Raw genomic sequence first — 24,774 nt, 5'->3', positions numbered from 1 at the left:
ATTGTTTTATTGCTCTAATTATTAAATCTACGTTACATCTATTTTGTTAAAATTGGTTAAAAATTGTAGGGTCAGCAATAAAAACGTAATTTTGCCAATTATGGTCAAGTCGAAATATCTTATTTTTCTTTTTTTGCTGGCAGGTTCATTGGCTGCTTGTAGAAAATCTGCTACTAGCGACAATTACGACCCAAACCCGCAGTTTCGGATAGATACTTCGGCAATAAGAGCATTAATCATTGCTGATAGCATACCAGCAATAAAAGATCCCTCTGGGATTTTTTATCAGGTAATAGCTGACGGTTCTGGTAAAGCGCCTACACTTAATAATGTTGTAAGTGTAGAATATGAAGGGCGTTTGTTAGACGGAACCGTGTTCGATAAAACAGACGGAACGCCAGTAGACTTACCTTTGAATAACCTAATTGGAGGTTGGCAGATTGGATTGCCAAAAATCCAGAAGGGCGGCAAAATTAGATTGCTTATTCCCTCCTACTACGGATACGGAACCGTGCCTAAGCAAGGTATACCACCAAACTCAACCTTAGATTTTACCATAACCCTTAGAGACGTAAAGTAAATACATGAACAAATCTTTAAAAATTAACCTGTTGGCGTTATTAGCGTTAACTTTGAGCTTTAGCGCTTGCAAAAAAGAATATGAAAGTATTCAAAGCGTTGACGATCGTGCCATACAAACGTATTTGGCTGGAAATAACCAAAATTTTACCAAAGATTCTACAGGTTACTATTATAACATAATCGACCAAGGAACAGGTGCAGACCTCCAAAACTCAGATTCTGTCTTTTATTCATACACGTTCAAACTCTTAAATGGCACTGTTTTAAACCAAACGTCCGATCTGGCAATACCAGGTACGTATTTGGGTTACACTGATCGGTTTGCCATTGGCAACCGCCCTTTCGTCTTTACCCCAATTAGAGAAGTATTATCAAAACTAAAACGAGGTGGAAAAGCCACCTTAATTATACCTTCCAACTTAGCCTTTGGTAACAATGGATTTAGCGCTATTAATGTAGGCTCTAACGAAAATATCTTGGTAGATTTAGGATTATATCCCCAATCTAAAAGAAATGAAATTGATGAATTAGAGATTAATACGTTTGAAACCAATAACAGTTTAGCGTTAACCAAAGACCCGTCACGGGCGCGCTACACTATCCTATCTCCGGGTACGGGAACTGCTGCCATAAGTCTAAACTCTACCATCGTTGTAAATTATACCGCCAGAAGCTTAGATGGAACAGTTGTAGATGATAGTACAGATGGCACTTTTACCGCAGTATTAAGCACCTTATTTAAGGGCTGGCAACTCATCTTGCCTGGCAAAGTTACTGCCGGCGGTAAACTTCGGTTGGTGCTTCCATCTGATTTGGCAGGAGGACAATCGCCCTTAGATTTCGACATAGAAATAGTTAGCGTTAAGTAAAATTTATGCTGAAGAGCGCGTTAGGTGTTTAATGCGCTCTTATATTCCTTCAACGCTCTTTCTCTTGCAAATTTATGTTCTATGATGGGTGGAGGATAATTTTCTGTCTCAACTTCTGGCACCCATTTCTTTATGTATTTCAAATTTGGATCAAACTTTTTTGTTTGTAGCGCTGGATTAAATACCCTAAAATATGGCGCAGCATCATTCCCAGAACCTGCTGCCCATTGCCAGCCGCCAACATTGCTTGCCATTTCGTAATCTAGTAGTTTTTCTGCAAAATACTGCTCGCCCCAACGCCAATCTGTTAACAAGTGTTTGGTTAAAAAACTTGCCACAACCATGCGCACCCTGTTGTGCATAAAACCAGTTTCATTAAGTTGCCTCATCCCAGCATCTACTATCGGATAACCCGTTTTACCCTCACACCAAGCTTTAAAGTGCTTTTCGTCATTTATCCATTTTATGTTATCGTATCGCTTTTTAAAAGAGTGGAAAGCTGAATATGGAAAATGCCATAAAATCATCATATAGAATTCGCGCCAAGCAAGTTCTGATAACCATACGCTTGCCTTTGCATCAATGGCATCGTTTACCAGTTGCCGAATGCTTACCGTGCCAAACCTTAAATGCAAACTTATATGGGTGGTGGCATCATCGGCAGGAAAATCTCGCTTCTTGCCATAATCAGCAAGTTTGCTTTTGTAATTGAGCTTTGGAAACGCTAGCTTACTCTTTTCAAAACCCATGTCTTTTAAACCTGGCATTTCTAAAGGCTTAGTTTCTAAAAAATTTTTGAAATACTTTTTTGTGGGATAGGGCTTTTTGTAAAAATCATTCAACTTCGCCTGCCATTGCTTATAATAAGGCGTAAAAACGGTATAAGGGGTCTGGTCCGATTTTAGAATTTCGTCCTTTTCAAAAACCACCTGATCTTTAAACGATTTGAATTGAACGCCTTCAGTAGATAAATATTCCGCCAAGCCGTCATCACGCTCTTTGGCGTAAGGTTCATAATCTCCATTGGCAAAAACAGTATTTACCTGGTATTCTTTCAAAATCGAAGGCCAAACTTGCTCTGGTTTGCCATATTTTACAAGCAAATCAGACTTGTTTTTTTGGAGCGCGCTCTTTATATCCTCTATGGTTTGATAGATAAAAGTAACCCTAGGATCATCTTTCTCTAGCTTGTCTAAGATATTTTTATCAAATATAAAAAGCAGTAGCGTTTTCTTGCCAGTTTTTAGCGCGCGGTAAAGTGCTGCATTATCTTCTAATCGCAAATCTCTTCGCAGCCAACAAATGTTTATAGGGCCTTTCCCTTCTGTCTTCTTATCAGTCATATTTTATTTCCGCGTGTAGTGTTATTCATTGTATAGATTTTTTAAAGCATCAGCCAGTCTGGCAAATTTAAAATTGAACCCTGCATCTAAAATTTTCTGTGCAGAAGTATTGCTGCTCATTAGTATGGCCTCTGCCCTTTCGCCCATCAACAATTCGATGGCCTTTTTTGGAACCTTTATTGGCCAAAATGGCCTATGCAGCTGTTTTGCAATTTGCCGGGTCATTTCTTTATTGGTAACCGGAAAAGGGGCACATGCATTATAACTCCCAGTTATAGTCGGGTTGGTTAAACTTTCTACATACATGGCAACCAGATCGTCAATGTGTATCCATGGTGTCCATTGCTTGCCGGTGCCCAAAGCAGCACCGACAAACATTTTTATCGGTTTATCAAAAGAAGGCAAAGCCCCCCCCTTTGTACTCAAAACAATTCCGGTTCTAAGTTTTACAACCCTAAAGCCTAACTTCTCCCCTTCCTCAACCGCTTGTTCCCAAAGTTTACAACAGTCTGCCAAAAAACCATAACCAGGCGCGCGTTCTTCTGTTAAAATTTCATCTTCACAATCTCCATAAAAGCCAACAGCCGAGGCTGATATAAAATTTTTAACCATACTATCTTTTTGATTTCGAATAGAATTATATAGCAATTTTGTAGAGTCTACCCGACTATTTATAATTGCTTGCTTACGTGCTGTTGTCCATTTTTCTTCTACCACAGGGGCTCCGGCCAAATGAATTATTGTATGTACGTTTTCGAAGCATGTCTCGTCAATCTGCTGCTTTTCTACATCCCACAAAAACACATCCGCACTTTTAATTTTGGTTGGTTTTCTCGCCAAAACAGCAACTTGGTAATTCGTAGCCAATAGTGCATCGATTAACTTTCTTCCAATAAGTCCTGTTCCACCAGTAATTAAAACTTTGTTTTCCATATATCTTGCCCATAATATTCCATTATCATTACAACAATGAGCCGCTGTTTGTTTTGTTGGGATGATAGACGATGACAAAAAAACGATTGAATTGCTACATGTACAAAAAAATATTTGTTCAATCTGGCTTTTTTTTCGAGTTATTTTTAGGGCATTGGTGGGTCAACTGCCTTTGACGTTCTTACATAAGTTTCTCACTATCAGGTAATGGCTAAGCCGGGCGGCTATGGCAAGACAAATTTAGTTTTGGACGATAAATAACTAATTTCTGACAGCTGACTTCTGATTTTCCTCTGTATTTTTTCTTCTAAATGTATTGTTACTACTTTGTAAAGAATCCGTCTTGCTTTTGCCAACCATCAAAAAATAAGATAGATTTGCAATTAACCAATGGTGCACGCTCTTCCCTTTTCCATCATTAAATGACAAAAAAAATTTTAGTTTGGTTTAGAAACGATCTTCGCTTGCACGATAATGAAGTGCTTGTTGAGGCTATTTCAAAATCAGATTTAATATTACCCGTTTATATTTTCGATCCTAGGTCTTTTGGCGAAACGGATTTTGGCACACAAAAAACTGGCAACATTAGGGCCGAATTCCTTTTGGAGAGTGTGCTCGCACTTCGAAATGCACTTAAGCAAATTGGCGGAAACCTACTTATTAAAGAGGGCAAACCTGAGGAAATCATTCCAAACTTAGTTGCTGAATATGAAATAACCGAAGTTTACCATCACCGCGAAGTTGCAAAAGAAGAAACTGCAGTTTCGGGTTTGTTGGAGAACGAACTTTGGAAGCAGAAAATCAATCTAAAACATTTTATTGGTCATACTTTATATAATAAGGCGGACTTACCTTTTCCGATTAAGGACATACCAGATACCTTTAACCAATTTAGAAAAAGAGTAGAAAGAGATTCTATTATAAAACCTTGTTTTATCGCTCCCGACAGAATAAATGTAGCAGATGTTATAGATTGGGGCAAACCTCCAAGTTTAAAAGAGTTTAACCTTAAAAAACAGCAACACGATAAAAGGGCGCAATTTAAGTTTATAGGAGGTGAATATGCAGGACTTAATTTACTTCAGAAAACTGTTTCTAATATAAAACATGCGGCTGAATGTAAAACGTTGGTTATGGAATCTATGCTTTCTGCTTGGCTTGCAATGGGTTGCCTATCACCACGTAAGGTTTACTGGGAAATAAAAAACTCAGAAAACATACCTAATGCAAAGGCCATGTTCAACCACATTTTATTGGGGCTGCTATGGCGAGATTACTTTCGCTTTATGTTTAAAAAACATGGCTATAAATTTTACGAGCAAGATGGTTTTGGAAATCAACCACCTGTAGATACCAAAAACGAAGAAGTAAATTTTGACCATTGGAAAAACGGACAGACTGGGTTTGCAGTGGTAGATGCGGTAATGACCGAGCTAAACTCCACAGGTTATATCTCAAACTTGGCAAGACAAACAGCGGCACATTTTCTTATTGATAATTTAGAAGTCTCTTGGGTATATGGAGCTGCGTATTTCGAAGAAAAACTTATCGACTACAACCCTTCTAGTAATTGGGGCAACTGGGCAAACATGGCGGGGGTAGGTGCCGACCAAAAAAGCAAGACAAACTTTAATTTTGATAAAAACATAAAAAGTTTAGACCCAAAGGGAAATTATGCACTTACCTGGGCTTCTTAACCCAAAAAATTTCGATTAATTCTTTTTTATTTCTAAAAAAAGCTATTCTTGCATCGTTTTTGCTTACTAATTAGTAAATCAACTATTCAATTACCCACATTATTTAAATAGAGTTTTTTGCCGATATTAAACGGCAAAACCCTAATTTTGTATAGCTTATAGAAAAACGTTAAAAATGGATAGCTTATCTTATCTCAACGGTGCAAACGCCGAATACATAGATTCAATATATCAATCTTACCTTCAAAACCCAGATTCAGTTGAATTTGGTTGGCAAAAATTCTTCGAAGGGTTCGACTTTGGAAGAGCTTCTGGAAGCCCTAAAATTACAGAACAAGTTCCTGGCAAGTTTTTAAAAGAAGTTAGTGTTTTAAATTTAATTGAAGGCTACCGTAGTCGTGGCCATCTCTTTACCCATACCAACCCGGTTAGGGAGCGAAGAAAACACTTGCCAACGTTAGAATTAAGCAATTTTGGTTTGTGTGATGATGATTTAGAAACTGTTTTTGATGCAGGTGTGGAAATTGGCATTGGCACAGCAAAGTTAAAAGACATACTTCATGTACTAAAACAAACCTATGCCAATAATATTGGTGCAGAATATAAGTTTTTACGTACGCCAGAAGTGTTAAATTGGATACAAGACAAAATGGAAAGCAGCCGAAATAAAGGAAGCTTTTCTATAGCAGAAAAAAAACACATCCTTAGTAAACTTAACGAAGCGGTAAGTTTCGAGAATTTCTTAGGTACCAAATTCTTGGGTCAAAAACGGTTTTCTTTAGAAGGCGCCGAGTCTTTAATACCAGCGTTAGATGCGGTTATAGAACGTGGAGCAGAGTTAGGAATAGAAGAATTTGTAATTGGCATGGCACACCGCGGACGATTAAATGTGCTAGCCAACATTATGCAAAAAACTTATAAAGACATTTTCGCAGAGTTTGAAGGCAAAAGCTACAATCCAGAAACGCCTTATGGTGGCGATGTAAAATACCACCTTGGTTATTCTACAGATGTTACTACCGATGGCGGCAAGAACGTTCACCTAAGCTTATGCCCAAACCCATCACATTTAGAAACCGTAAATGGGGTAGTTGAGGGACTTTGTAGATCTAAAATAGATTTTAAATACGCTGGCGACAACAGTAGAATAGCGCCAATTCTTATCCATGGCGATGCTTCTATTGCGGGCCAAGGCATTGTGTATGAAGTGATTCAAATGGCAGGGTTAGAAGGTTATAAAACCGGAGGCACGATTCATTTGGTAATCAACAATCAAATAGGTTTTACCACAAATTATAAAGACGGTAGAACAAGTACCTACTGCACAGACATTGCAAAGGTAACTTTATCGCCAGTTTTTCATGTTAACGGAGATGATGTAGAGGCGTTGATTTATGCCATTAGGTTGGCGATGGAATATCGTCAAAAATATAAAAATGATGTATTTATAGATATTTTATGTTACCGACGTTTTGGACATAACGAGGCAGATGAACCAAAGTTTACTCAGCCGCTACTCTATAAATTAATAGAAGAACATCCAAATCCAAGAGATATTTATATAGATCAACTCACCAAAGAAGGCGTTTTAGAAGTTGGCTTTGCAAAAGAAATGGAGAAAGATTTTCGCAGCGTATTGCAAAAGCGGCTCGATGAAGCAAAAGATTTTGTAAGCAGCAACGGCGAGGTTAAGTTTGGTGGAGCTTGGGCAGATTTAAGAATGGCGACACCAAAAGATTTCGAGAAATCTCCAATTACAGCCGTAAAAGAATCTACTTTATTAGAGATAGGAAAAAGAATTACTTCATTACCAGAGAATAAAAAATTCTTTAAAAAAATAGAAAAGCTTTTTGCCGAGCGTAGCAAAATGGTAAACGATACGCATGTATTCGATTGGGCCATGGGCGAACAATTGGCTTATGGAACATTATTGTCTGAAGGAAAAAGGGTAAGATTAAGTGGTCAAGATGTAGAACGTGGCACTTTTTCACACCGCCATGCGGTATTGACCTTAGAAAACAGCGAGGCAGAATATGTGCCGCTTGCAAACATTTCTGACCAACAGGCTCAGTTTGACATTTATAACTCTCATCTTTCTGAGTATGGTGTGCTTGGTTTCGAATACGGCTATGCAATGGCAAACCCCAATGCTTTAACCATTTGGGAAGCACAGTTCGGAGACTTTTTTAACGGCGCACAAATTGTAGTAGACCAATATGTAGCAAGTTCAGAAACGAAATGGCAGAGAGAGAATGGTTTGGTAATGTTGTTGCCGCACGGCTACGAGGGTCAAGGCCCCGAGCATTCATCTGCACGCGTAGAGCGTTTTCTAGAACTTTGCGCAGATTACAACATGCAGGTAACCAATTGCAGTACACCTGCAAACTTTTTCCATGCATTGCGCCGTCAGTTTAAGCGCGATTTTAGAAAACCACTTATTGTCTTTACCCCAAAAAGCTTGTTAAGAAACGCAAAATGCGTTTCGCCACTTGCCGACTTTACAACCGGTGGCTTTATGGAAGTGATTGATGATGCAAATGCAACAGTATCTCAGGTGAAACGGATATTGTTTTGTACCGGAAAAATTTATTACGAGTTGTTAGAGAAAAAGAATAACGATAATTTAAAACACGTGGCAATTGTTCGCGTAGAACAACTTTATCCAACTCCCGTTACTCAAATGGAAGCCATTAAGAAAAAATATAAAAATGCCAAAGAGATTTTCTGGGTTCAAGAAGAGCCAGAAAATATGGGCGCTTGGCCATACTTTTTCCGCCATTTATATAAAACAGGATTAAATGGCATCGACGTAATATCTAGGAAAGAAAGCAGCAGTACCGCTACAGGTTTTGCAAAGCAACATGCCGCTCAACAAGCCTATATTATAGCAACAGCCTTAGCTGTTGCAGATACCAAAGACGTAAAAGAAATTGTTAAGAAGTCTACAAAAACCTTGCTTCCGGTAGATTAAACAATCAATTGGCAGTAAGGAATAGAAAAAAAATAAAAGTATACAGCATACAAAAACATTATGGGTTTAGAAATAAAAGTTCCGCCGGTTGGCGAATCGATAACAGAAGTTGTTTTATCACAATGGCTTAAAAAAGACGGTGATGCAGTAGAAATGGATGAAGTTATTGCCGAACTTGAATCGGATAAAGCTACTTTTGAGCTACCCGCCGAAGCTGCAGGAATTTTAAAAATAATTGCTGCCGAAGGCGATACGCTTCCTATTGGTGCAATAGTTTGTAGCATTGAAGAAGGAGCAGCTGGAACTAAAAAACCAGAAAGTGCTGCACCTACGGGCGATAAAAAAGCAGCAGATGCGGTAGAGGAAAAATCTAAAATCCTAAGTCCAGAATCGGAAAATTCGGAGAAAGATTCTTATGCAAAGGGTACGCCTTCTCCGGCAGCCGCTAAAATTCTTGCAGAAAAAGGAATTGCAACTGCAGATGTGCAAGGAACCGGCGTTGATGGAAGAATTACCAAAGAAGATGCGCTAAAAACAGATAGTGGCAAAACAGTTGATGCAGAAGTTAGAAAAACAGAGGTTATTTTACGCCCACCAGCTCCTGTTGAAGGCAAACCGGGAAATAGAAATGAGCGCCGCGAAAAAATGTCGCCATTGCGCAAAACTGTTGCAAAACGTTTGGTTGCCGTTAAAAGCGAAACCGCCATGTTAACCACTTTTAATGAGGTAAACATGAAACCCATTATGGATTTGCGCGCAAAATACAAAGAACAGTTTAAAGAAAAGTACAAAGTTGGTTTGGGCTTTATGAGCTTTTTTACCAAGGCGGTAACCGAAGCGCTAAAAGATTTTCCATCGGTAAATGCACGTATAGATGGCGATCAAATTGTCTATAACGATTTCGCCGACATTTCTATAGCGGTTTCTGCACCAAAAGGTTTGGTAGTTCCCGTAATTAGAAATGCAGAAAGTAAATCTCTTGCCGAGATCGAAAAATCTGTTTTGGAGCTTGCATTGAAAGCTCGCGATAACAAATTAACAATCGAAGAAATGACAGGTGGTACTTTTACCATTACCAACGGAGGCGTATTTGGCTCTATGATGTCAACTCCAATTATTAACTCGCCACAATCGGCCATTTTAGGCATGCACAATATTGTAGAACGCCCAATTGCCGAAAAAGGAGAAGTTGTGATTAGACCGATGATGTATTTAGCGCTGTCTTACGACCATAGAATTATCGACGGAAGAGAATCTGTAAGCTTCTTGGTGCGCTTAAAACAATTGTTAGAAGATCCGGCGCGGTTACTTTTGGGCATATAGAGGAGAGCAAGGATTAAGGAGCAAGGAACAAAGCTGAAAGACCAAAGACCAAAGCTCCCTTCAATCGCACTGTCACATTGAGGTTTAATATATTTCATATAAATCAATATAAATGACGTTTTTGTTTAAGCTCGCTATAGCCAGCATGGTGGGATTGGCCTAGCAGCAGTTTGGAGGAAAAAACGCCCGAAGCTGCTTGCAGAAACCGGACACTTTGCAGCTACGAAGAGGATTCGCAGCCTTGCGTGGGAACAAGCCTGGGAAAGGCCTCGAATCATCGATATTAAACAGCTTGGCGAATTTTTACCCAAAGGGGTGCCAGCCTTGACTTTTTGCTACTTTTTTGTCAAGAAAAAAGTAGGACTCCCATCCGGACAGGGCAGCGCAAGGCAGAGTGTTGGTCAATTTGCTAAGGCTGAATGGAGGAGTAATAGAAATAAGATAATAGTATAATTATCTGATTATTAATCGTCTACATAAAAACGTCAATGGTAGCCTGTCGAAATGTGCAACAAATCCCTCGACAAACTCAGCACTGGAAATGTGCAGGGTTTGATAAAAAATCCGTCGTTGCGAGGTAAAGCCTATTCCGACTTTTGGGAATGCAATCCTCCAACGGAATAGATAAAAATTGAGACCGCTTTTTTAGGCGGTCTTTTTTTTTGAAACGAATGTCAGCAATTCTTGGGTTCTGCAGCCCCGCTTTCTGTTGCAAGTCCTCACTCGTTTCTCGTTCCGGGCTTTACACGGCAATCGGGTTTAGGCACTCTAGATTGTCAGCCTTGGGAGAAGTTTGTTGCGTGAAAAAAATACGACAGAATAGTATCTGGAATTGTTAAAGTCCGTAGTTTTACTCTCCTACTATTTTCAAGGAGGGGGTGCGAAAGCCATAGTGTGGGGCGGCGTGGTTCTATCGCGAGTCCAAACTAACATCACCAAAATATAGCCCAAATCTAAGGGCGCAAATTTCCATAGCGAGTGAGATGTTTCCAGCGTCAACACGAAATAGTGTTATACCGCGCTAACGACTGAAACGACATCCTTTTGTTGCTCCCTTAGCGCAATAAAAGATAAAGTGTAAGGCGTGTTAAAGCGCCCAAATTATTTAAAAAGAAATCTCGCTCAACAATCTATAAGACTTCAGCCTATCTTCAAAACTTTCGGTAATGGTTACCGCCATAATCTCATCTACCCCATAACTTGTGGCAAGTTCTTGTAGCTTTACTTTCAAATCGGCCGGGCTTCCATAAATCATTCTTGCTTTATTGGCGTTAATTCTTTCTAGCTCCACCGCTTCATATTTAACATCTTTAATATCGCTATAGGTAAAAGAACCTATTCCCCGCCCCTTCTCTAATTGTAAAAACCGATGTCCCATTAATTTCTCCTCTTGCTTAAGTTTTTCTTCACTTTCTGAGCAAAAAATAAAAAGCGCCACATTTACAGCGGGCTTTTCTAAGTCTAAAGATGGCTTAAATTGGTCTCTGTAGTATTTCGCTGCCTCTGCTCCGCCCTGCGGATTTATAAAGTGCGCAAAAGAAAAACCCATGCCAAAATGCGCTGCAAACGAGGCGCTCTGCCCGCTGCTACTTAACAACCATTGTTGCGGAACCGTGTTTGCTATTGGAATTGCCTTTACTTTTGCTTTCAACGGATCATCATTAGGAATATCGTGCAAGTAATTTTGTAAATCAGAAAGCTGAATGACGAAATCTCGCTCATTAAACGTGTTGCTTGGATTTAACATCGACGCCGTAATTCTATCTGTGCCAGGCGCTCTACCCATTCCCAAATCTATCCTACCGGGATGCAGGCATTCTAACAGCCGAAAACTTTCTGCAACCTTTAGTGCGTTATGATTGGGCAACATAATGCCGCCAGAGCCTATTCTCATTTTCGAGGTGTGGTTTGCCAAATGCGCTATTAAAACCTCGGGCGTAGAACCTGCTAAAGCGGTAGTGTTGTGATGCTCTGAGACCCAAAAGCGATGATAACCCAACCTTTCTGTTTCGATTGCCAACTGAGTGGTTTCTGCAAGTGCTTGCCTAGCATCTACCCCATACCTAACCGGCGATTGATCTAACACGCTTAATTTTATTGAAGAATTCATATACAAAGCAACACATTAAAGCCCAAAGCTGTTTGATTTTTGATCTTTACAAAGCAACAAGTTTGACAGCCATTGGTAAAAAAGTATCTTTGCATTTAGATGTGTGTAAAAGCGACCTCGAAATATTTACCTAAAATAGAAATGAAAAACGATTGATGGATGGCTTGGTAGTAAAATCTACAGGAAGTTGGTACAATGTGCTAGCAGCAAATGGAACAACCTACGAATGCCGAATTTTGGGCAAATTTAGGATGAAAGGCCTTAAAACCACAAATCCGATAGCCGTTGGCGATAAAGTTTTATTTGAGCTAGAGCAAAGTAGCGATGTTGGTTTTATTACCGATATTTTACCGCGCAGAAATTATATTATTCGCAAATCCATCAACCTGAGCAAACAAGCGCAAATTTTGGCCGCCAATTTAGATATGGCTATTCTGCTCGTTACTTTAGCGTCGCCAAGAACCTCATTTGGTTTTATAGATCGGTTTTTGGTTTCGGCAGAAGCTTATGGGGTGCCTGCCGTGTTGGTGTTTAATAAACTAGACCTGTTTAGCGCACATGGGCTTGAGATTTTAGAAGAATTTAAAAACATCTATCAACATATAGGCTATCAGTGTTTGGAAGTTTCTGCGTTAAAAGGCACTAATGTGCAATTGGTAAAAGATCTGATTGCTAATAAAACAACGCTAATTTCTGGCCATTCTGGTGTTGGCAAATCTAGTTTGATAAACGCCTTATTGCCAAATAATACCCTTAGAACTGGCGAAGTTTCTGCTGCTAGCGATAAAGGGCAACATACCACAACTTTTGCAGAAATGTTTCCGTTACCGCAGGGCGGATTTATTGTAGATACCCCAGGCATTAGAGAGCTTGGCGTAATAGACATTGATCCAGCAGAATTGGGGCACTTTTTTAGAGAAATTTTCAAAACCTCGCATCATTGCAGGTTTAACAATTGCAAACACATTAACGAGCCAGGTTGCGCCGTACTAGTTGCCGTAGAGGATGGCACTATTGCCGCTTCGAGATATGAGAGTTACCTTAGTATTTATCACGGCAACGAAACCCGCCGTTAAGTTAAAAAACACAAAAATAAATAACCATGTTTAAATTAGGAGATTTTGTTCGGTTTGTGGACGAAAAACGCGAAGGATATGTAACCAAAGTGATAGACCCCCAAACCTTGGGTGTAACCGATACCGATGGATTTGAAATTCCGGTTTTGGCGAGCAACCTTACTTATGTACATGGCAAAAGTGCGCCAGAGAAGAGTACAAAAATTGAAGAAGATGTTGTCGACTACTCAGAAAGAACCTTTACGGGTATTTTGCTGGCTATGGTTTCAGATAAAAATGCCCAAGATGTTATTCATTTTAATCTGGTAAATGATACCGCAGATATTTTATTGGCTAGTGTAATCACCTCTCACAAAAATAGATATACACCAATTTATCATGGCATAATTGTTCCTTTTCAATCGGCATCGATACACTCGGCATCGTTGATAGATTTAAATTCGTGGCCCGAATTTGAGTTTCAGGTTTTGGTTCAGAGTAAAGCTGATGTTAAACCAACTTTGCCCCTTGTGTTTAAAAAAAGCTTTAGGGCTAAAGATTTTAGTGGCGAAAAGAAAAGCCTGGCGATCATCAACCAAAAAGGCTGGCAAATTAATTTAACCGAACCTTTTGCTAGCATAGATCCAGAAAAGCTAAAAGAAAGCTTTTTTAAAGGCAAAGACGAGAAGAAAATAGTTTCGGCGCCGTTGCAAGAAGTAGACTTGCACATAGAAAAACTTAGAAACGACTATCAATTCTTGAAACCAGAGGAGATTCTCCAAATTCAAATGGCAGAATTTGAGCGGAATTTAGAAGCTGCAATTGTTCATAAATTCGAAAAAATTATTTTCATCCACGGCAGTGGCAACGGAACTTTAAGGAATAAAATACACAGAATAGTTTCTGGCAATGCACAAGTAAAAACCTTTATGGATGGCCAAAAGGAGAAGTTTGGATATGGCGCAACTGAGGTGTTTTTGAAGTAACGACTAGAGATCAATACTAAAATTAGAGATTGCGGGATTTTTCTCCCACAGTTAGAAAAGCAGGGCACAAATATTCTCAAAAAGCGGCCGTTTTTTAAGAATGAAAATTTTTGATTAAGAATCCGAAATCACATTTTTTTAGACTACAGATGCCACAAGTCTTTTAAATCTACGAGAAATGTTTAAGCTTAAGATTTTTAGATTACTCAAAATGTGCCTGAACGTAATTTACCTATCAATGCCTTATTCATTCAGTCGACATAATTATAGCTTATTCAAAAAGAATTTTACGCCCTCTCTCCTAATAGTGATATTTAGTTTCTATTTATGTAAGATTAGCGATTTATTATATTGGTAATTCATCCGCCCAATGTGCAGAACAGAAATTTCTTGAGGACATTCTACTTCGCATGCTTCAGTATTGGAACAATGACCAAACCCCTCAGCATCCATCTGATCAACCATGGTTATAACTCGGTCTAAACCTTCGAGTTTGCCCTGAGGCAGCAACTCTAAATGAGCTATTTTTGCCGAGGTAAACAAAGCGGCGCTAGAATTTTTACATGTAGCCACACATGCTCCACAACCAATGCAGGCCGCTGCATCAAAAGCAGCCTCTGTTACATTGTGGGCAATGGGAATACTGTTTGACTCTGGAGCCTGCCCTGTTGAGGCCGAAATATAACCACCTGCTTGGATGATATGATCAAAAGCAGAACGATCTATTTTCAAATCTCTTAAAATAGGAAAAGCAGCTGCACGGAAAGGTTCTATAAAAACCGTTTCTCCATCTTTAAAACTTCTCATGTGCAATTGGCATGTAGTTGTTCCAGATAATGGACCATGAGCCCTTCCATTAATCATCATGCCACAGGCGCCGCAAATACCTTCTCTACAATCGTGGTCAAATTCTATTACTCTTTCTCCTTTTACTATTAACCTTTCGTTTAACAAGTCTAACATTTCCAGAAAAGACATGTGTTCAGAAATCCCATCAACTTCATAATCAACCATGCTTCCTTTGCTTTCTCTGCCTTCCTGACGCCAAACTTTTAGATATAATTTCATAATATGATTGTAAATATTTTATTTGTAACTCCTTACGGTAAGTTCTACAGCTTTAAAAACTAAAGGCTCTTTGTACAATTCTTCTTTTTCATCTTTACCTTTCCACTCCCAAGCCGATACATAACAAAAATCCTCGTCATTTCGTAACGCTTCTCCTTCAGGTGTTTGATACTCCTCTCTAAAATGTGCGCCACATGATTCTTCCCGCTGCAAGGCATCATAACACATGAGAACACCTAATTGTAAAAAATCATCTATTCGTCCGGCCTTTTCTAATTCAGAATTAACATGGTTATCGCCAGTAATTTTCAATTCATGATCAAAAGATACTTTAAGCTCTTTTAATTCTATTATCGCTTCCTCTAAACTTTCTTTAGTTCTAGAAAGTCCACATTTATCATAAAGAAGTTTACCTAATGTTTTGTGAAAATGATCGGCAGAAAGATGCCCGTCAATACTCAAATATCGAGTAATTTGTGCCCGAACGCCGTTTTCCGCTTCTACAAAGGCGGGATGATCAGTGGTTACTTTTTCAGTCTTTGCGTCACCCGAAAGATAATTTGGAATAGTGTATGGTGCGATAAAATAACCATCTACACAGGATTGAAGTAAAGAATTTGCACCGAGCCTGTTAGCACCATGATCAGAAAAATTTGCTTCGCCTAAAGCAAACAGTCCTGGTATTGTTGTCATCAAATCATAATCAACCCATAAACCGCCCATTGTAAAATGCGCTGCTGGAGAAATTAACATCGGCTCTTTATAAGCATTTACACCATTAATTTTATCGTACATGCGAAACAAATTCCCATATTTTTCTTCAATTTTATCCTTTCCCTGTTCTTTAATTGCTTTAGAAAAATCTAGGCAGACCGCATTTTTCATAGGGCCAACCCCACATCCTGCGTCAATTCTTTCTTTGGCCGCTCTAGAGGCAATATCTCTAGGAGAAAGATTGCCAAAAGCTGGGTAGCGTCTTTCTAAATAATAATCTCTTTCATCTTCAGGGATATCATTTGGTTTCCGCTCGTCATGTGCTTTCTTTGGAACCCAAATTCTGCCATCATTACGGAGCGATTCTGACATTAAAGTAAGTTTCGATTGAGTTTCTCCAATTTGTGGTAAGCAGGTTGGATGAAATTGAATCCAGCTTACGCCAGACATAAAAGCACCTTTTTTGTGCGCCCTCCAAATGGCGGAAGTATTACATCCCATGGCAAGTGTAGATAAGTAATAAACTTTGCCATAACCGCCAGTGGCCAATACTACTGCATTGGCCGCATAACGTTCAATTTCTCCGGTTTCAAGATTCCGAGCAATTATCCCTTTTGCTTTTCCATCAACCAATACTAAATCAAGCATTTCATGGCGGGTATAAGTTTTTACTTTACCAGCAGAGACCTGCCTCATCAATGCCTGGTAAGCACCAATCATAAGCTGTTGTCCAGTTTGCCCCCTTGCGTAAAATGTACGAGATACTTGAACTCCGCCAAAAGAACGATTATTAAGATACCCACCATATTCTCTAGCAAAAGGCACACCTTGTGCAACTGCCTGATCTATGAGTGCCAAAGAACATTCTGCTAAACGATAAACATTGGCTTCACGAGAACGGAAATCTCCTCCTTTTATGGTATCATAAAACATTCGGTAAACGCTATCCCCATCATTTTTATAATTCTTTGCAGCATTTACACCACCTTGGGCCGCAACCGAATGCGCTCTTCTGGCAGAATCTTGAAAACAGAAAGATTTAACATTATAACCTTGTTCTGCTAGTGATGCTGCGCACGAAGACCCTGCTAGACCGGTTCCCACTACTATAATATCAAGTTTTTTTCTATTAGCGGGATTGATAAGCTTTGCGTGATTTTTGTAATTTTCCCATTTATCGGCGATGTCACCATCGGGAATTTTTGAATCCATCATTAGGAATTAAGGTTAAAATAAATGTAAAACGGGATGAGCATAAAGCCTAAGCTGAGCGCCACAGAATAAATCCATCCAAAAACTCGAAGCGCCTTTGCATACTTTGGGTGGTATAATCCCACAGTTCTTGTTGCACTGAAAAAGCCGTGCAATAGGTGAAATCCGAGCGCTAAGAATGAGATCTCATAGATTATCACATACCATCCCTGCTGAAAAGAGCTCACCACGATTTGATAGAGATCTTTATTTCCTTTTAGATCCAGTGGCAAGCTGCCAAACTTAAATAGGTACCAATAATCCTTTAAGTGAATAATTAAGAATAACAATATGATAGTTCCTAATATACCCATGTTTCTACTGTTCCAAGTACTTACTTCGCCACGTTTATCATAATTGTATTTAGTTCCATTTGCTTTCCTGTTTTTCCTGGTGATGAGTAATGCATAAATGGCATGGCCAATTAAAGAAAGATAGAGCACATAAGAAATAATTGTAATGATAATATTTCCCGACAATAGATGAGAGTACCAATTAAATTGTTCTCTAGCTTCAGCTTCTGGTAAAAGTAGTTGCAGATTTCCAAGCAAATGAATGACTAAAAAAAAGCACAGGAACAGGCCTGTGGTGGCCATAATCATTTTATAAATTAATGTTGTTTGTTTCATTTTTACCGTTTAAACCATTTAGTTTTTAAATTCTATTTACCATAAGCCAATAACTTTCCACCACATTCCACCAACTAAAAACCAAACAAGCAGAAACAATACACTCATAAAAAATCCTTGCTTCCACCAATCTTTAAGATCTACATAAGTACTGCCAAAAAATATTGGCGCGGGACCATGGCCGTAATGGGTAAGAGATCCCATTAAAGTGGCACAAGCACCCAAGAAAATAGCAAGCATTGTTCCGGGAACTCCGACTGCAATACCAACAGCTAAGAAAACCGAATACATAGCAGCAACTTGGGCCGTTGCACTGGCAAACATATAATGGCAATAAGAATAAACTAAAATAATAACAGGAAAAGCCAATTGCCAACTTAGGCCTTTCATTTCTCCGCCTACCAAATGACCGAACCAGCCAATTAAGCCCAATGAGTTTAGGTAAGAACCCATCATTACGAGAGAAGAGAACCAAACAATGGTATCCCATGCGCCTTTTTCAGATTTTACATCATCCCATGTTAATACGCCACATAGAAGTAAAATACATAAACCAATCAATGCACCTGTTGTGGCATCGATCATAAATAAATTTCCAAAAATCCATAATACCAATAGAATAATAAAGGTGGCCACCATTAACCATTCCTTCATGGTTATTGGCCCCATTTCTTTTAATTGTTTAGCAGCAATGGCAGGCGCTTCTTTGGTTTCTTTTAGTTCTGGAGGGAAAACTTTATATAAAAACAGGGGTACTAAAATAAAACACACCAAACCAGGAACTAGTGCGGCAATTGCCCAGCTTCCCCAAGTAATGGTAACGCCTAAATCTTTTGCGAATTTCTGAGCCATTGGATTACTAGCAGTTGCAGTTAAGAACATAACGGAAGTAATCATGTTGGCATTATAACTACTCAAAGTAAGGAAAGCTCCAATTTTTCGATGCGTTTCTGGTTTTTCAGGAATTGAGCCCATATTCACTGCGATGGATTTCATGATCGGAAAAATCACTCCACCAGCCCTTGCTGTATTGCTAGGAATGGCTGGAGCCAAAATTAGATCGGCCGTATTTAAGCCATAGGCTAATCCCAGCGGACTTTTACCGAAAATCTTGATAAAACTATAGGCAATTCGAGTTCCTAAACCGGTTTTAATAAAACCTCTGGCAATAAAAAATGCCAAGCCAATTAACCAAATGGTAGAATTACCGAAACCGCTTAAAGCATTCAAAATTGAATTCTTTGGATCGCCTGGAGCTAAAACCTGTGTAGTGGCGCACAATGTAATACCAATAATAGCCATGGTGCCCATTGAGGCGGCTTTTAAAATTATACCCACAATGGTTGCTACAAATATGGCCAACAAATGCCATGCATTAGGCTTAACTCCATCTGGCGCCGGAATAAACCAGATAACTAAACCAACCACCAAGGTGATGATAAGCGATTTTAGATTAATTTCTTTCATATTATTTTTTTAAAAGCGTATTTGGAGTTGAACATAACCCAGACTATTATTATAGGCCGTAGTTAAGGGAATTTGATTTTTAAAGCGATCAATTGCCACTCCACATTGTATGGCGGCATAAAAATCATCGGCAAAAATTAGTGACACATTTGGAATAAATGTTTGTCTTGGATTACTTTGAACTTTATAATTCTCATCGAAATATTCGTACCTGCAAGAGAATTCAATGGCACGCAACCTTTTACTTTCGTGATTGTAGCGTAATGTTGGAAAGAAATAAAATCCTCTCATTTGATATTCGCTTAAGTCGGGACGAACAGGCTGTTTATCTGCATTGTAAGCTAAAAAGTTTGCTCCAGTTTTAAATTCAGTCATTAACAGTAAATCGAATTTTTTAGATAAAGGAATTTTTGCTGATGCATCTGCACCGTAGGCTTTACCTACTCCACTAGCAGCCATACTACCAGATCCTGCATTTACGCCAACTGTGACGTTTTTTAATAAATCTGCTTCCAGCCTACCATAATAATTCTTCGTATTGTTATCATCCGAAGGTTTATTTTTATTGTTGCCATTATAGACTCCTGCAAAATATCTAAGCTTACCATCAGGAATAATGTTTCCGAAAACTGAAAGGCCAGTTTGAAAACTTTGCCAACCATTTTTACCAAAAGCATAATATTGGTTAGAAAAATCGAGCGTACGGATAATATCTACAGAAATCGCATCTTCAATACCAAAAAAGGGTCGAAACTGACCTGCCTGAACGTGGAAGTATTTGTTTAGCGAATATCTGATGTAAGCATTTTCTAAAACTTTATTTGTAGGATCGCTACTAAAATCAGCTAGGTTAGCTAGAATATTGGCTGAAAAATGATCATTAATATCACCTTTTACCATCACTCTTGCTCGTCTTATCATAAAAGTATTAGAGATTCCTTTTGATAATGTTCCGTCGAAATTTTTGCCGCTAATGTCTACGTCCTTATTTAAAGAAAGCAAATATCTTGTTTGCAAAACACCAGCAAATGTTAGTTTACGTTTGTAGGCAGAATAGTTTGTTAGGCTATCTTTTACGCTTGTACGATCTATTTGTTGTGCTTTTGCTAAGTAACAGTTTAAAGAAAAACAGATTAGTAAAAAGAAGCAGAATTTTTTCATGAATAAAGGATTGGATTTAATAGTATTAAAGTCAAAAGAGCTATTTATTAGTTCCAATCATCTTTTCCGGTCTTACCCATTGGTCAAACTGCTCATCGGTAACCAGACCTAAAGAAATGGCTGCCTCTCGTAATGAGTTATTCTCTTTTAGCGCTAATTTTGCAATTTTAGCAGCATTGTCGTAACCGATATGTGGATTAAGCGCCGTTACAAGCATTAGTGAAGTTTCGAGGTGTTTTTTGATGCCGTCATAATTGGGTTCAATTCCCATTGCGCAGTGTTCATTAAACGAGCAACAAGCATCTCCAATTAACTGAGCAGATTGGAGGAAGTTGGCGGCCATAACTGGTTTAAACACGTTAAGTTGAAATTGCCCGTTTGAACCTGCAACTGTTATTGTTACATCATTACCCATTACCTGAGCAGCAACCATAGTTACTGCCTCATTTTGAGTTGGATTAACTTTACCTGGCATTATTGATGAACCAGGTTCGTTTTCGGGCAAATGCAGTTCTCCAATACTGCACCTTGGTCCTGATGCCAGCATTCTAATGTTATTTGCAATGTGCATAAGAGAAACTGCAATTTGTTTTAGTGCGCCATGGCTCTCTACTATAGCATCATGTGCAGATAATGCCTCAAATTTATTATCTGCCGTGCGAAAAGGTAAACCAGTAAATTCAGCTATGTATTTGGCAACTTTTATGTCATATCCCTTAGGTGTATTCATTCCCGTTCCCACCGCTGTACCTCCTAATGCAAGTTCAGCAAGATGGTCTAAGGTATTTTTCAATGCTTTTAAACCATGATTCAGTTGAGAAACATAGCCAGAAATTTCCTGCCCAAGTGTTAGCGGAGTGGCATCCATTAAATGGGTACGACCAATTTTTACCACTTTCATAAAAGCCTCAGATTTTTTCTTTAAAGTATCCCGTAATTTCTCAATTCCTGGAATAGTTACTTCAATTAAAATCTTATATGCCGCAATGTGCATCGCCGTAGGAAAAGTATCATTAGAAGATTGAGATTTATTAACGTCATCGTTTGGATGCACGTAAAGTTTACCGTTTCCCATTGTGTTTCCCTGCAGAACATGTATTCGGTTAGAGATAACCTCATTTGCATTCATATTCGATTGGGTACCAGAACCAGTTTGCCAAATAACCAGTGGAAATGCGGAATATAATTTACCAGCTATAATTTCATCGCAAACTTCCGAAATCAAATCCCTTTTATCGGCAGGTAAAACATTCAAATCTTTATTTGCAAATGCAGCGGCTTTTTTAAGAAAACCAAAAGCTTCGATAATTTCTTTTGGCATTGAAGCATGAGGTCCAATCTTAAAGTTATTTCTTGAACGTTCCGTCTGAGCACCCCAGTAGCTAGCGATCGGCACTTGAACGTTTCCCATGCTGTCGTGCTCTGTCCTAAATTCAGAATTGGTAATTTCTTGTTTGTCTGTTAGTTCTGACATGCTATCACGTTTGGATTTTCGTAAAGGTAATACCATATAAGGCGGCATTAGTGTCGATGGTCATAATACCCCATGACTCATGTCATCAAGACAGTTGAAAATAGAAATATATTTTAAGGAATTAAGACGAATTTCTGCTAATGAAAATCTAGCTATCCGTATCTCTGTCCTCTTTGCCTTTCTTTTAACCGAATCAGTGTTTTTAACGTCGGTAATAATAAAATTTATTCGAAAATGTTGAGAGCACTGAAGTAAATTAATTGATCCAGATAATTCAGTCCTTGAATCGATGATTGGAATTGCAGCTAAAACAAAACGATGAACAGACCCTAAAAAGTTAGAAATGGAGTAGAGACACGAAAAACCACCGTTTTTTGATTATAACAGTATTTTTAACAATCGTTTTATTATAATAAGCTGCAAATTTAGCAGTTGATGACACTTAGAAAGCTAGTATCTTAAAGTGCATGTTTTAAACTTTTCTGAATGATTAGAACGTGTAGTTTTATGAAAGAGGTACGGACATAGAGACTGTAAAAGTTAAAGGCATTTTATTAATTAAACCTTAAATTTTATATAATCCTATCAGAATAGCAGCCACCTATCTGTTATCTTCCAATTCTTTCAAATTAGCAAATAACCTTTCCACATCTTTAGCGAAAGCATACTTATTCATCATGTTACCCAAGTAGCAAATAGGAAATACCAGTAACGCTAACCCCAACAGAATATATGCCAAGTTCGGTTGAACTACTAGTATTTGATCGAGCGTCTTATATTTAAAAGCCGAACTTGCCATGTAGCCTAAGGGACCGAAGAAAGGTCCAAAGATGTAAGCCCAAATTTTTTCCATTTTAAGAATCCTGTTTATAATTTTAAGTTGGAAGGCAATCATATCCTTTGTTACCATCAAATAATCGATGTAATTTGGTAATTTATTAACTTGTTGAATCATGAACATTCTACCTAATTCATAGCTAACAAACGTACCTAAGAGTAAATACTGTAATAGGCCAGTTGTAAAAAAAGCGCCTAAAAGCATAGGTATAGATAAAATCCTAATCCAAGTCATTTTGGCATTAAGATTCTTGAGCAAACTTAAGTACACGGTTTTTGAAGATTTCTGAACGCTTTTAACATCTGTCGAAAAAAGCTGATTCTTTTCTACCAATTCTATGTTCATCTCATTCCATTCTTGAAGTAAATCCATTTTATTTCTTATTTAAAATATTCGTTAACTGTTGTTTAATCCGGTGAAGTTTCACGCCAGTATTGTTTTTGGTAATCCCAGTAATCTCGCTGATAGATACATTATCATAACCATCTAAATGAAGCATGATCAAAGCTCTGTCTACTTCATTTAATTGTCTGATTGCACGGTAGAGCCGGTCAGATCGGTCAGAAAGTTCATTTGGAAACTCATATTCAGGGATGCTTATGTTTTCGGTTGACTTTAAATGCTTTTTCAATTTGCTGAAATATGTGAGAGACACGTTTAGGCTAATTTTGTACAACCAAGTAGAAAACTTGGATTCACCTCTAAACCTCACAACCGCCTTCCAAGCTTGATAGATTATTTCTTGATATAAATCTTTTCTATCCTCCAAATCATCGGCATAAAGGTTTACGATTTTTAATATAATCCCTTTATTCGCATTAATATTTCTCAAGAATAATTGTTCTTCCATTCCTAACTAAAATACTGGCAAAAATTTCTATGTCCCATAAGATGTGCAGTTATTCTTGATGTTCATTTTAAAGATTAATAATCAGCTCAATTACCAAACTACATTCAATGAGTAAAGAAACTGTCTTAGAAATTACAAAAGAACAAAGTTTAATTTTTAGATGCTATATTAAGGTATTTACATTCCCATTAAACTCCGATTTTACGATAATATAAACCGACACAAACTCCCAAATTTTAAACTCTTAACATAACGCTCTACAGAATTAGCTAAAATATAATATCAAATTCTCATAAACTCATTTCATTAACCAAACCGTTTTTTAGTTTTTGGTACTAAAAAATGGTATGTACAACTGTCTCTTTGTCGGAATAATAAATAAAACTCGGTGTCTTTTTTAATGTTTAAATTAAAATTTCCCAGTTAGGGAACTTTTAATTTTTTTTGGAAAAAAAATAAGTATCGAGGATATTTTCAAAAAATACTTTGCGAGATTTTTGGCAGATTCAAGCAAATGCCCTACAGCAACTCAAAGCTTGGCATCAGCATACTTTAGCTGCAACATGGAAAAACCAAATCAAATTAAAAAGGAATATCCGAGCGCAAATTTGTTGATAGATAACAAAGTAGTGTTTAAAATTAAAGGAAATCACTACCGGCTTATTGTAAAATTAATTACGAATATCAACTGGTTTTTATCAAATTTATTGGAACTCATGCCGAGTATGATAAAATTGATGCCAAAACAATTTAAAAATGGACATTAAACCGATTAAAACACCAGAGGATTATGAGCAGGCTTTAGAAAGGCTGGAGCTCATATTCGATGCAAAAAGAGGTACCGAAGAAGGCGATGAACTGGAAATTTTGGCAATCTTGGTAGATAATTACGAAAATTTAAACTTTCCTATCGGCTTGCCAGATCCTGTAGAAGCCATTGAATTTAGGATGGAGCAGATGGCATACAGCCAAAAAGACTTAGCAAAAGTAGTAGGCCTAAAATTAGAGCAAGTGAACTTCTAAGCAGGAAAAAAGAAAACTCTCTTTACAAATGATCCGGAAAATTCACGAACATTTGAATATTCCCACCAAAGTTCTGATTCAAGCCTATTAAAACTAATCTATTTACAAGTATTCATATCGCAATTTACAAGCCAGACTTATTTGCATTATTAATCTCCTCGAAATAACCATTCCGCCTTTCATGCACTACTCCAAAGGAGTGGAATTGCAGGCTTGTTAAAAATATGAGGGGGTAATTCCCCCCTTTCAGAGGGTGGTCGAAGATTGGATCGTCTAGCAGACTGGGTGGTCGCAGAACGGGGTGTTTACTTGAATAAGTTTTATAGCTTTACGGCCTAACCTTACACAAAATGCGTTCAAATTCTGTTTCGCTCCTATTGTGATGTTTTACCGCAAACAACTCCAGCATCTCTCATTTGCAACTTTTTGT

20 protein-coding genes are annotated in these 24,774 nt (G+C 38.1%); 9 read left to right on the top strand and 11 right to left on the bottom strand.

Going from position 1 to position 24,774, the window contains the following annotated elements; genetic code table 11:
- The first annotated feature begins 100 nt into the window (after nucleotides 1-100).
- Nucleotides 101-580 carry an FKBP-type peptidyl-prolyl cis-trans isomerase gene (locus ABIB40_RS06260; protein ID WP_354357112.1) on the top strand — a complete coding sequence of 160 codons (480 nt, stop codon included), beginning with the start codon at nucleotides 101-103 and terminating at the stop codon, nucleotides 578-580.
- Nucleotides 581-584: 4 nt separating this feature from the next.
- On the top strand, nucleotides 585-1,451 hold the full coding sequence (locus ABIB40_RS06255) for an FKBP-type peptidyl-prolyl cis-trans isomerase (protein ID WP_354357110.1): 867 nt from the start codon (nucleotides 585-587) through the stop codon (nucleotides 1,449-1,451).
- Between the two features lie 20 nt (nucleotides 1,452-1,471).
- Here ABIB40_RS06255 and ABIB40_RS06250 read toward each other — a convergent pair whose 3' ends face one another.
- Nucleotides 1,472-2,794, bottom strand: a complete 1,323-nt coding sequence (locus ABIB40_RS06250) for a cryptochrome/photolyase family protein (protein ID WP_354357108.1) — start codon at nucleotides 2,792-2,794, stop codon at nucleotides 1,472-1,474.
- Nucleotides 2,795-2,815: 21 nt separating this feature from the next.
- A complete protein-coding gene (locus ABIB40_RS06245; RefSeq protein ID WP_354357106.1) occupies nucleotides 2,816-3,727 on the bottom strand; it encodes a TIGR01777 family oxidoreductase in 912 nt (303 codons plus the stop codon).
- A gap of 422 nt (nucleotides 3,728-4,149) precedes the next feature.
- Here ABIB40_RS06245 and ABIB40_RS06240 point away from each other — a divergent pair, with 422 nt between their 5' ends.
- From ABIB40_RS06240 to odhB, 3 genes are all read left to right on the top strand, one after another.
- On the top strand, nucleotides 4,150-5,424 hold the full coding sequence (locus ABIB40_RS06240) for a DASH family cryptochrome (protein WP_354357104.1): 1,275 nt from the start codon (nucleotides 4,150-4,152) through the stop codon (nucleotides 5,422-5,424).
- 175 nt (nucleotides 5,425-5,599) lie between these two features.
- Nucleotides 5,600-8,395, top strand: coding sequence for a 2-oxoglutarate dehydrogenase E1 component (locus tag ABIB40_RS06235; protein ID WP_354357102.1), 2,796 nt, complete (start codon nucleotides 5,600-5,602; stop codon nucleotides 8,393-8,395).
- 60 nt (nucleotides 8,396-8,455) lie between these two features.
- Entirely contained in the window at nucleotides 8,456-9,718 is a 1,263-nt protein-coding gene (gene odhB / locus ABIB40_RS06230) for a 2-oxoglutarate dehydrogenase complex dihydrolipoyllysine-residue succinyltransferase (RefSeq protein WP_354357100.1), read from the top strand.
- Nucleotides 9,719-10,823: 1,105 nt separating this feature from the next.
- Here the strand turns inward: odhB and ABIB40_RS06225 are convergent.
- Nucleotides 10,824-11,828 carry an LLM class flavin-dependent oxidoreductase gene (locus tag ABIB40_RS06225; protein ID WP_354357098.1) on the bottom strand — a complete coding sequence of 335 codons (1,005 nt, stop codon included), beginning with the start codon at nucleotides 11,826-11,828 and terminating at the stop codon, nucleotides 10,824-10,826.
- 155 nt (nucleotides 11,829-11,983) lie between these two features.
- Here ABIB40_RS06225 and rsgA point away from each other — a divergent pair, with 155 nt between their 5' ends.
- Both rsgA and ABIB40_RS06215 read left to right on the top strand, forming a co-directional pair.
- On the top strand, nucleotides 11,984-12,904 hold the full coding sequence (gene rsgA / locus ABIB40_RS06220) for a ribosome small subunit-dependent GTPase A (RefSeq protein ID WP_354357096.1): 921 nt from the start codon (nucleotides 11,984-11,986) through the stop codon (nucleotides 12,902-12,904).
- Nucleotides 12,905-12,930: 26 nt separating this feature from the next.
- The gene (locus ABIB40_RS06215) at nucleotides 12,931-13,869 is read left to right on the top strand and encodes a Smr/MutS family protein (protein WP_354357094.1); all 939 of its coding nucleotides are present in this window, start codon (nucleotides 12,931-12,933) and stop codon (nucleotides 13,867-13,869) included.
- Nucleotides 13,870-14,190: 321 nt separating this feature from the next.
- On the opposite strand, the gene ABIB40_RS06210 is transcribed toward ABIB40_RS06215, so the two are convergent.
- From ABIB40_RS06210 to ABIB40_RS06175, 8 genes are all read right to left on the bottom strand, one after another.
- A complete protein-coding gene (locus tag ABIB40_RS06210) occupies nucleotides 14,191-14,937 on the bottom strand; it encodes a succinate dehydrogenase/fumarate reductase iron-sulfur subunit (protein WP_354357092.1) in 747 nt (248 codons plus the stop codon).
- Nucleotides 14,938-14,955: 18 nt separating this feature from the next.
- Complete coding sequence (locus ABIB40_RS06205; RefSeq protein ID WP_354357090.1) at nucleotides 14,956-16,866, bottom strand: fumarate reductase/succinate dehydrogenase flavoprotein subunit; 1,911 nt, start codon at nucleotides 16,864-16,866, stop codon at nucleotides 14,956-14,958.
- On the bottom strand, nucleotides 16,866-17,531 hold the full coding sequence (locus tag ABIB40_RS06200) for a succinate dehydrogenase cytochrome b subunit (protein WP_354357088.1): 666 nt from the start codon (nucleotides 17,529-17,531) through the stop codon (nucleotides 16,866-16,868). The genes ABIB40_RS06205 and ABIB40_RS06200 overlap by 1 nt, the downstream gene beginning before the upstream one ends.
- A 36-nt stretch (nucleotides 17,532-17,567) precedes the next feature.
- Nucleotides 17,568-18,998, bottom strand: a complete 1,431-nt coding sequence (locus ABIB40_RS06195; RefSeq protein ID WP_354357086.1) for an anion permease — start codon at nucleotides 18,996-18,998, stop codon at nucleotides 17,568-17,570.
- 9 nt (nucleotides 18,999-19,007) lie between these two features.
- Nucleotides 19,008-20,159, bottom strand: a complete 1,152-nt coding sequence (locus tag ABIB40_RS06190) for a porin (protein WP_354357084.1) — start codon at nucleotides 20,157-20,159, stop codon at nucleotides 19,008-19,010.
- Nucleotides 20,160-20,199: 40 nt separating this feature from the next.
- Entirely contained in the window at nucleotides 20,200-21,633 is a 1,434-nt protein-coding gene (fumC, locus tag ABIB40_RS06185; RefSeq protein ID WP_354357082.1) for a class II fumarate hydratase, read from the bottom strand.
- Between the two features lie 601 nt (nucleotides 21,634-22,234).
- The gene (locus ABIB40_RS06180) at nucleotides 22,235-22,843 is read right to left on the bottom strand and encodes a hypothetical protein (RefSeq protein ID WP_354357081.1); all 609 of its coding nucleotides are present in this window, start codon (nucleotides 22,841-22,843) and stop codon (nucleotides 22,235-22,237) included.
- A gap of 1 nt (nucleotide 22,844) precedes the next feature.
- The gene (locus ABIB40_RS06175; protein WP_354357080.1) at nucleotides 22,845-23,321 is read right to left on the bottom strand and encodes an RNA polymerase sigma factor; all 477 of its coding nucleotides are present in this window, start codon (nucleotides 23,319-23,321) and stop codon (nucleotides 22,845-22,847) included.
- A gap of 563 nt (nucleotides 23,322-23,884) precedes the next feature.
- Here ABIB40_RS06175 and ABIB40_RS06170 point away from each other — a divergent pair.
- Nucleotides 23,885-24,088, top strand: a complete 204-nt coding sequence (locus ABIB40_RS06170; protein WP_502931053.1) for a type II toxin-antitoxin system HigB family toxin — start codon at nucleotides 23,885-23,887, stop codon at nucleotides 24,086-24,088.
- Nucleotides 24,078-24,344, top strand: coding sequence for a helix-turn-helix domain-containing protein (locus ABIB40_RS06165; RefSeq protein ID WP_354357079.1), 267 nt, complete (start codon nucleotides 24,078-24,080; stop codon nucleotides 24,342-24,344). Before ABIB40_RS06170 ends, ABIB40_RS06165 begins: the two co-directional genes overlap by 11 nt.
- Nucleotides 24,345-24,774: the final 430 nt, after the last annotated feature.

Source organism: Pedobacter sp. UYP30, from assembly GCF_040547165.1.
GTDB lineage: Bacteria > Bacteroidota > Bacteroidia > Sphingobacteriales > Sphingobacteriaceae > Pedobacter.
The sequence above is the reverse complement of the archived record's forward strand: the minus strand, read 5'-3'. Positions and strand labels throughout refer to the sequence as shown.

Bases quoted from the DNA above. Each gene is read 5' to 3' on its own strand.
- ABIB40_RS06225 (WP_354357098.1), bottom strand. From the start codon at position 11,828: ATGAATTCTTCAATAAAATTAAGCGTGTTAGATCAATCGCCGGTTAGG.
- ABIB40_RS06260 (WP_354357112.1), top strand. From the start codon at position 101: ATGGTCAAGTCGAAATATCTTATTTTTCTTTTTTTGCTGGCAGGTTCA.
- ABIB40_RS06170 (WP_502931053.1), top strand. From the start codon at position 23,885: ATGGAAAAACCAAATCAAATTAAAAAGGAATATCCGAGCGCAAATTTG.
- ABIB40_RS06165 (WP_354357079.1), top strand. From the start codon at position 24,078: ATGGACATTAAACCGATTAAAACACCAGAGGATTATGAGCAGGCTTTA.
- ABIB40_RS06245 (WP_354357106.1), bottom strand. From the start codon at position 3,727: ATGGAAAACAAAGTTTTAATTACTGGTGGAACAGGACTTATTGGAAGA.
- fumC (WP_354357082.1), bottom strand. From the start codon at position 21,633: ATGTCAGAACTAACAGACAAACAAGAAATTACCAATTCTGAATTTAGG.
- ABIB40_RS06175 (WP_354357080.1), bottom strand. From the start codon at position 23,321: ATGGAAGAACAATTATTCTTGAGAAATATTAATGCGAATAAAGGGATT.
- ABIB40_RS06180 (WP_354357081.1), bottom strand. From the start codon at position 22,843: ATGGATTTACTTCAAGAATGGAATGAGATGAACATAGAATTGGTAGAA.
- ABIB40_RS06205 (WP_354357090.1), bottom strand. From the start codon at position 16,866: ATGATGGATTCAAAAATTCCCGATGGTGACATCGCCGATAAATGGGAA.
- ABIB40_RS06210 (WP_354357092.1), bottom strand. From the start codon at position 14,937: ATGAAATTATATCTAAAAGTTTGGCGTCAGGAAGGCAGAGAAAGCAAA.
- ABIB40_RS06195 (WP_354357086.1), bottom strand. From the start codon at position 18,998: ATGAAAGAAATTAATCTAAAATCGCTTATCATCACCTTGGTGGTTGGT.
- ABIB40_RS06250 (WP_354357108.1), bottom strand. From the start codon at position 2,794: ATGACTGATAAGAAGACAGAAGGGAAAGGCCCTATAAACATTTGTTGG.
- ABIB40_RS06255 (WP_354357110.1), top strand. From the start codon at position 585: ATGAACAAATCTTTAAAAATTAACCTGTTGGCGTTATTAGCGTTAACT.
- ABIB40_RS06240 (WP_354357104.1), top strand. From the start codon at position 4,150: ATGACAAAAAAAATTTTAGTTTGGTTTAGAAACGATCTTCGCTTGCAC.
- odhB (WP_354357100.1), top strand. From the start codon at position 8,456: ATGGGTTTAGAAATAAAAGTTCCGCCGGTTGGCGAATCGATAACAGAA.
- ABIB40_RS06235 (WP_354357102.1), top strand. From the start codon at position 5,600: ATGGATAGCTTATCTTATCTCAACGGTGCAAACGCCGAATACATAGAT.
- ABIB40_RS06215 (WP_354357094.1), top strand. From the start codon at position 12,931: ATGTTTAAATTAGGAGATTTTGTTCGGTTTGTGGACGAAAAACGCGAA.
- ABIB40_RS06200 (WP_354357088.1), bottom strand. From the start codon at position 17,531: ATGAAACAAACAACATTAATTTATAAAATGATTATGGCCACCACAGGC.
- ABIB40_RS06190 (WP_354357084.1), bottom strand. From the start codon at position 20,159: ATGAAAAAATTCTGCTTCTTTTTACTAATCTGTTTTTCTTTAAACTGT.
- rsgA (WP_354357096.1), top strand. From the start codon at position 11,984: ATGGATGGCTTGGTAGTAAAATCTACAGGAAGTTGGTACAATGTGCTA.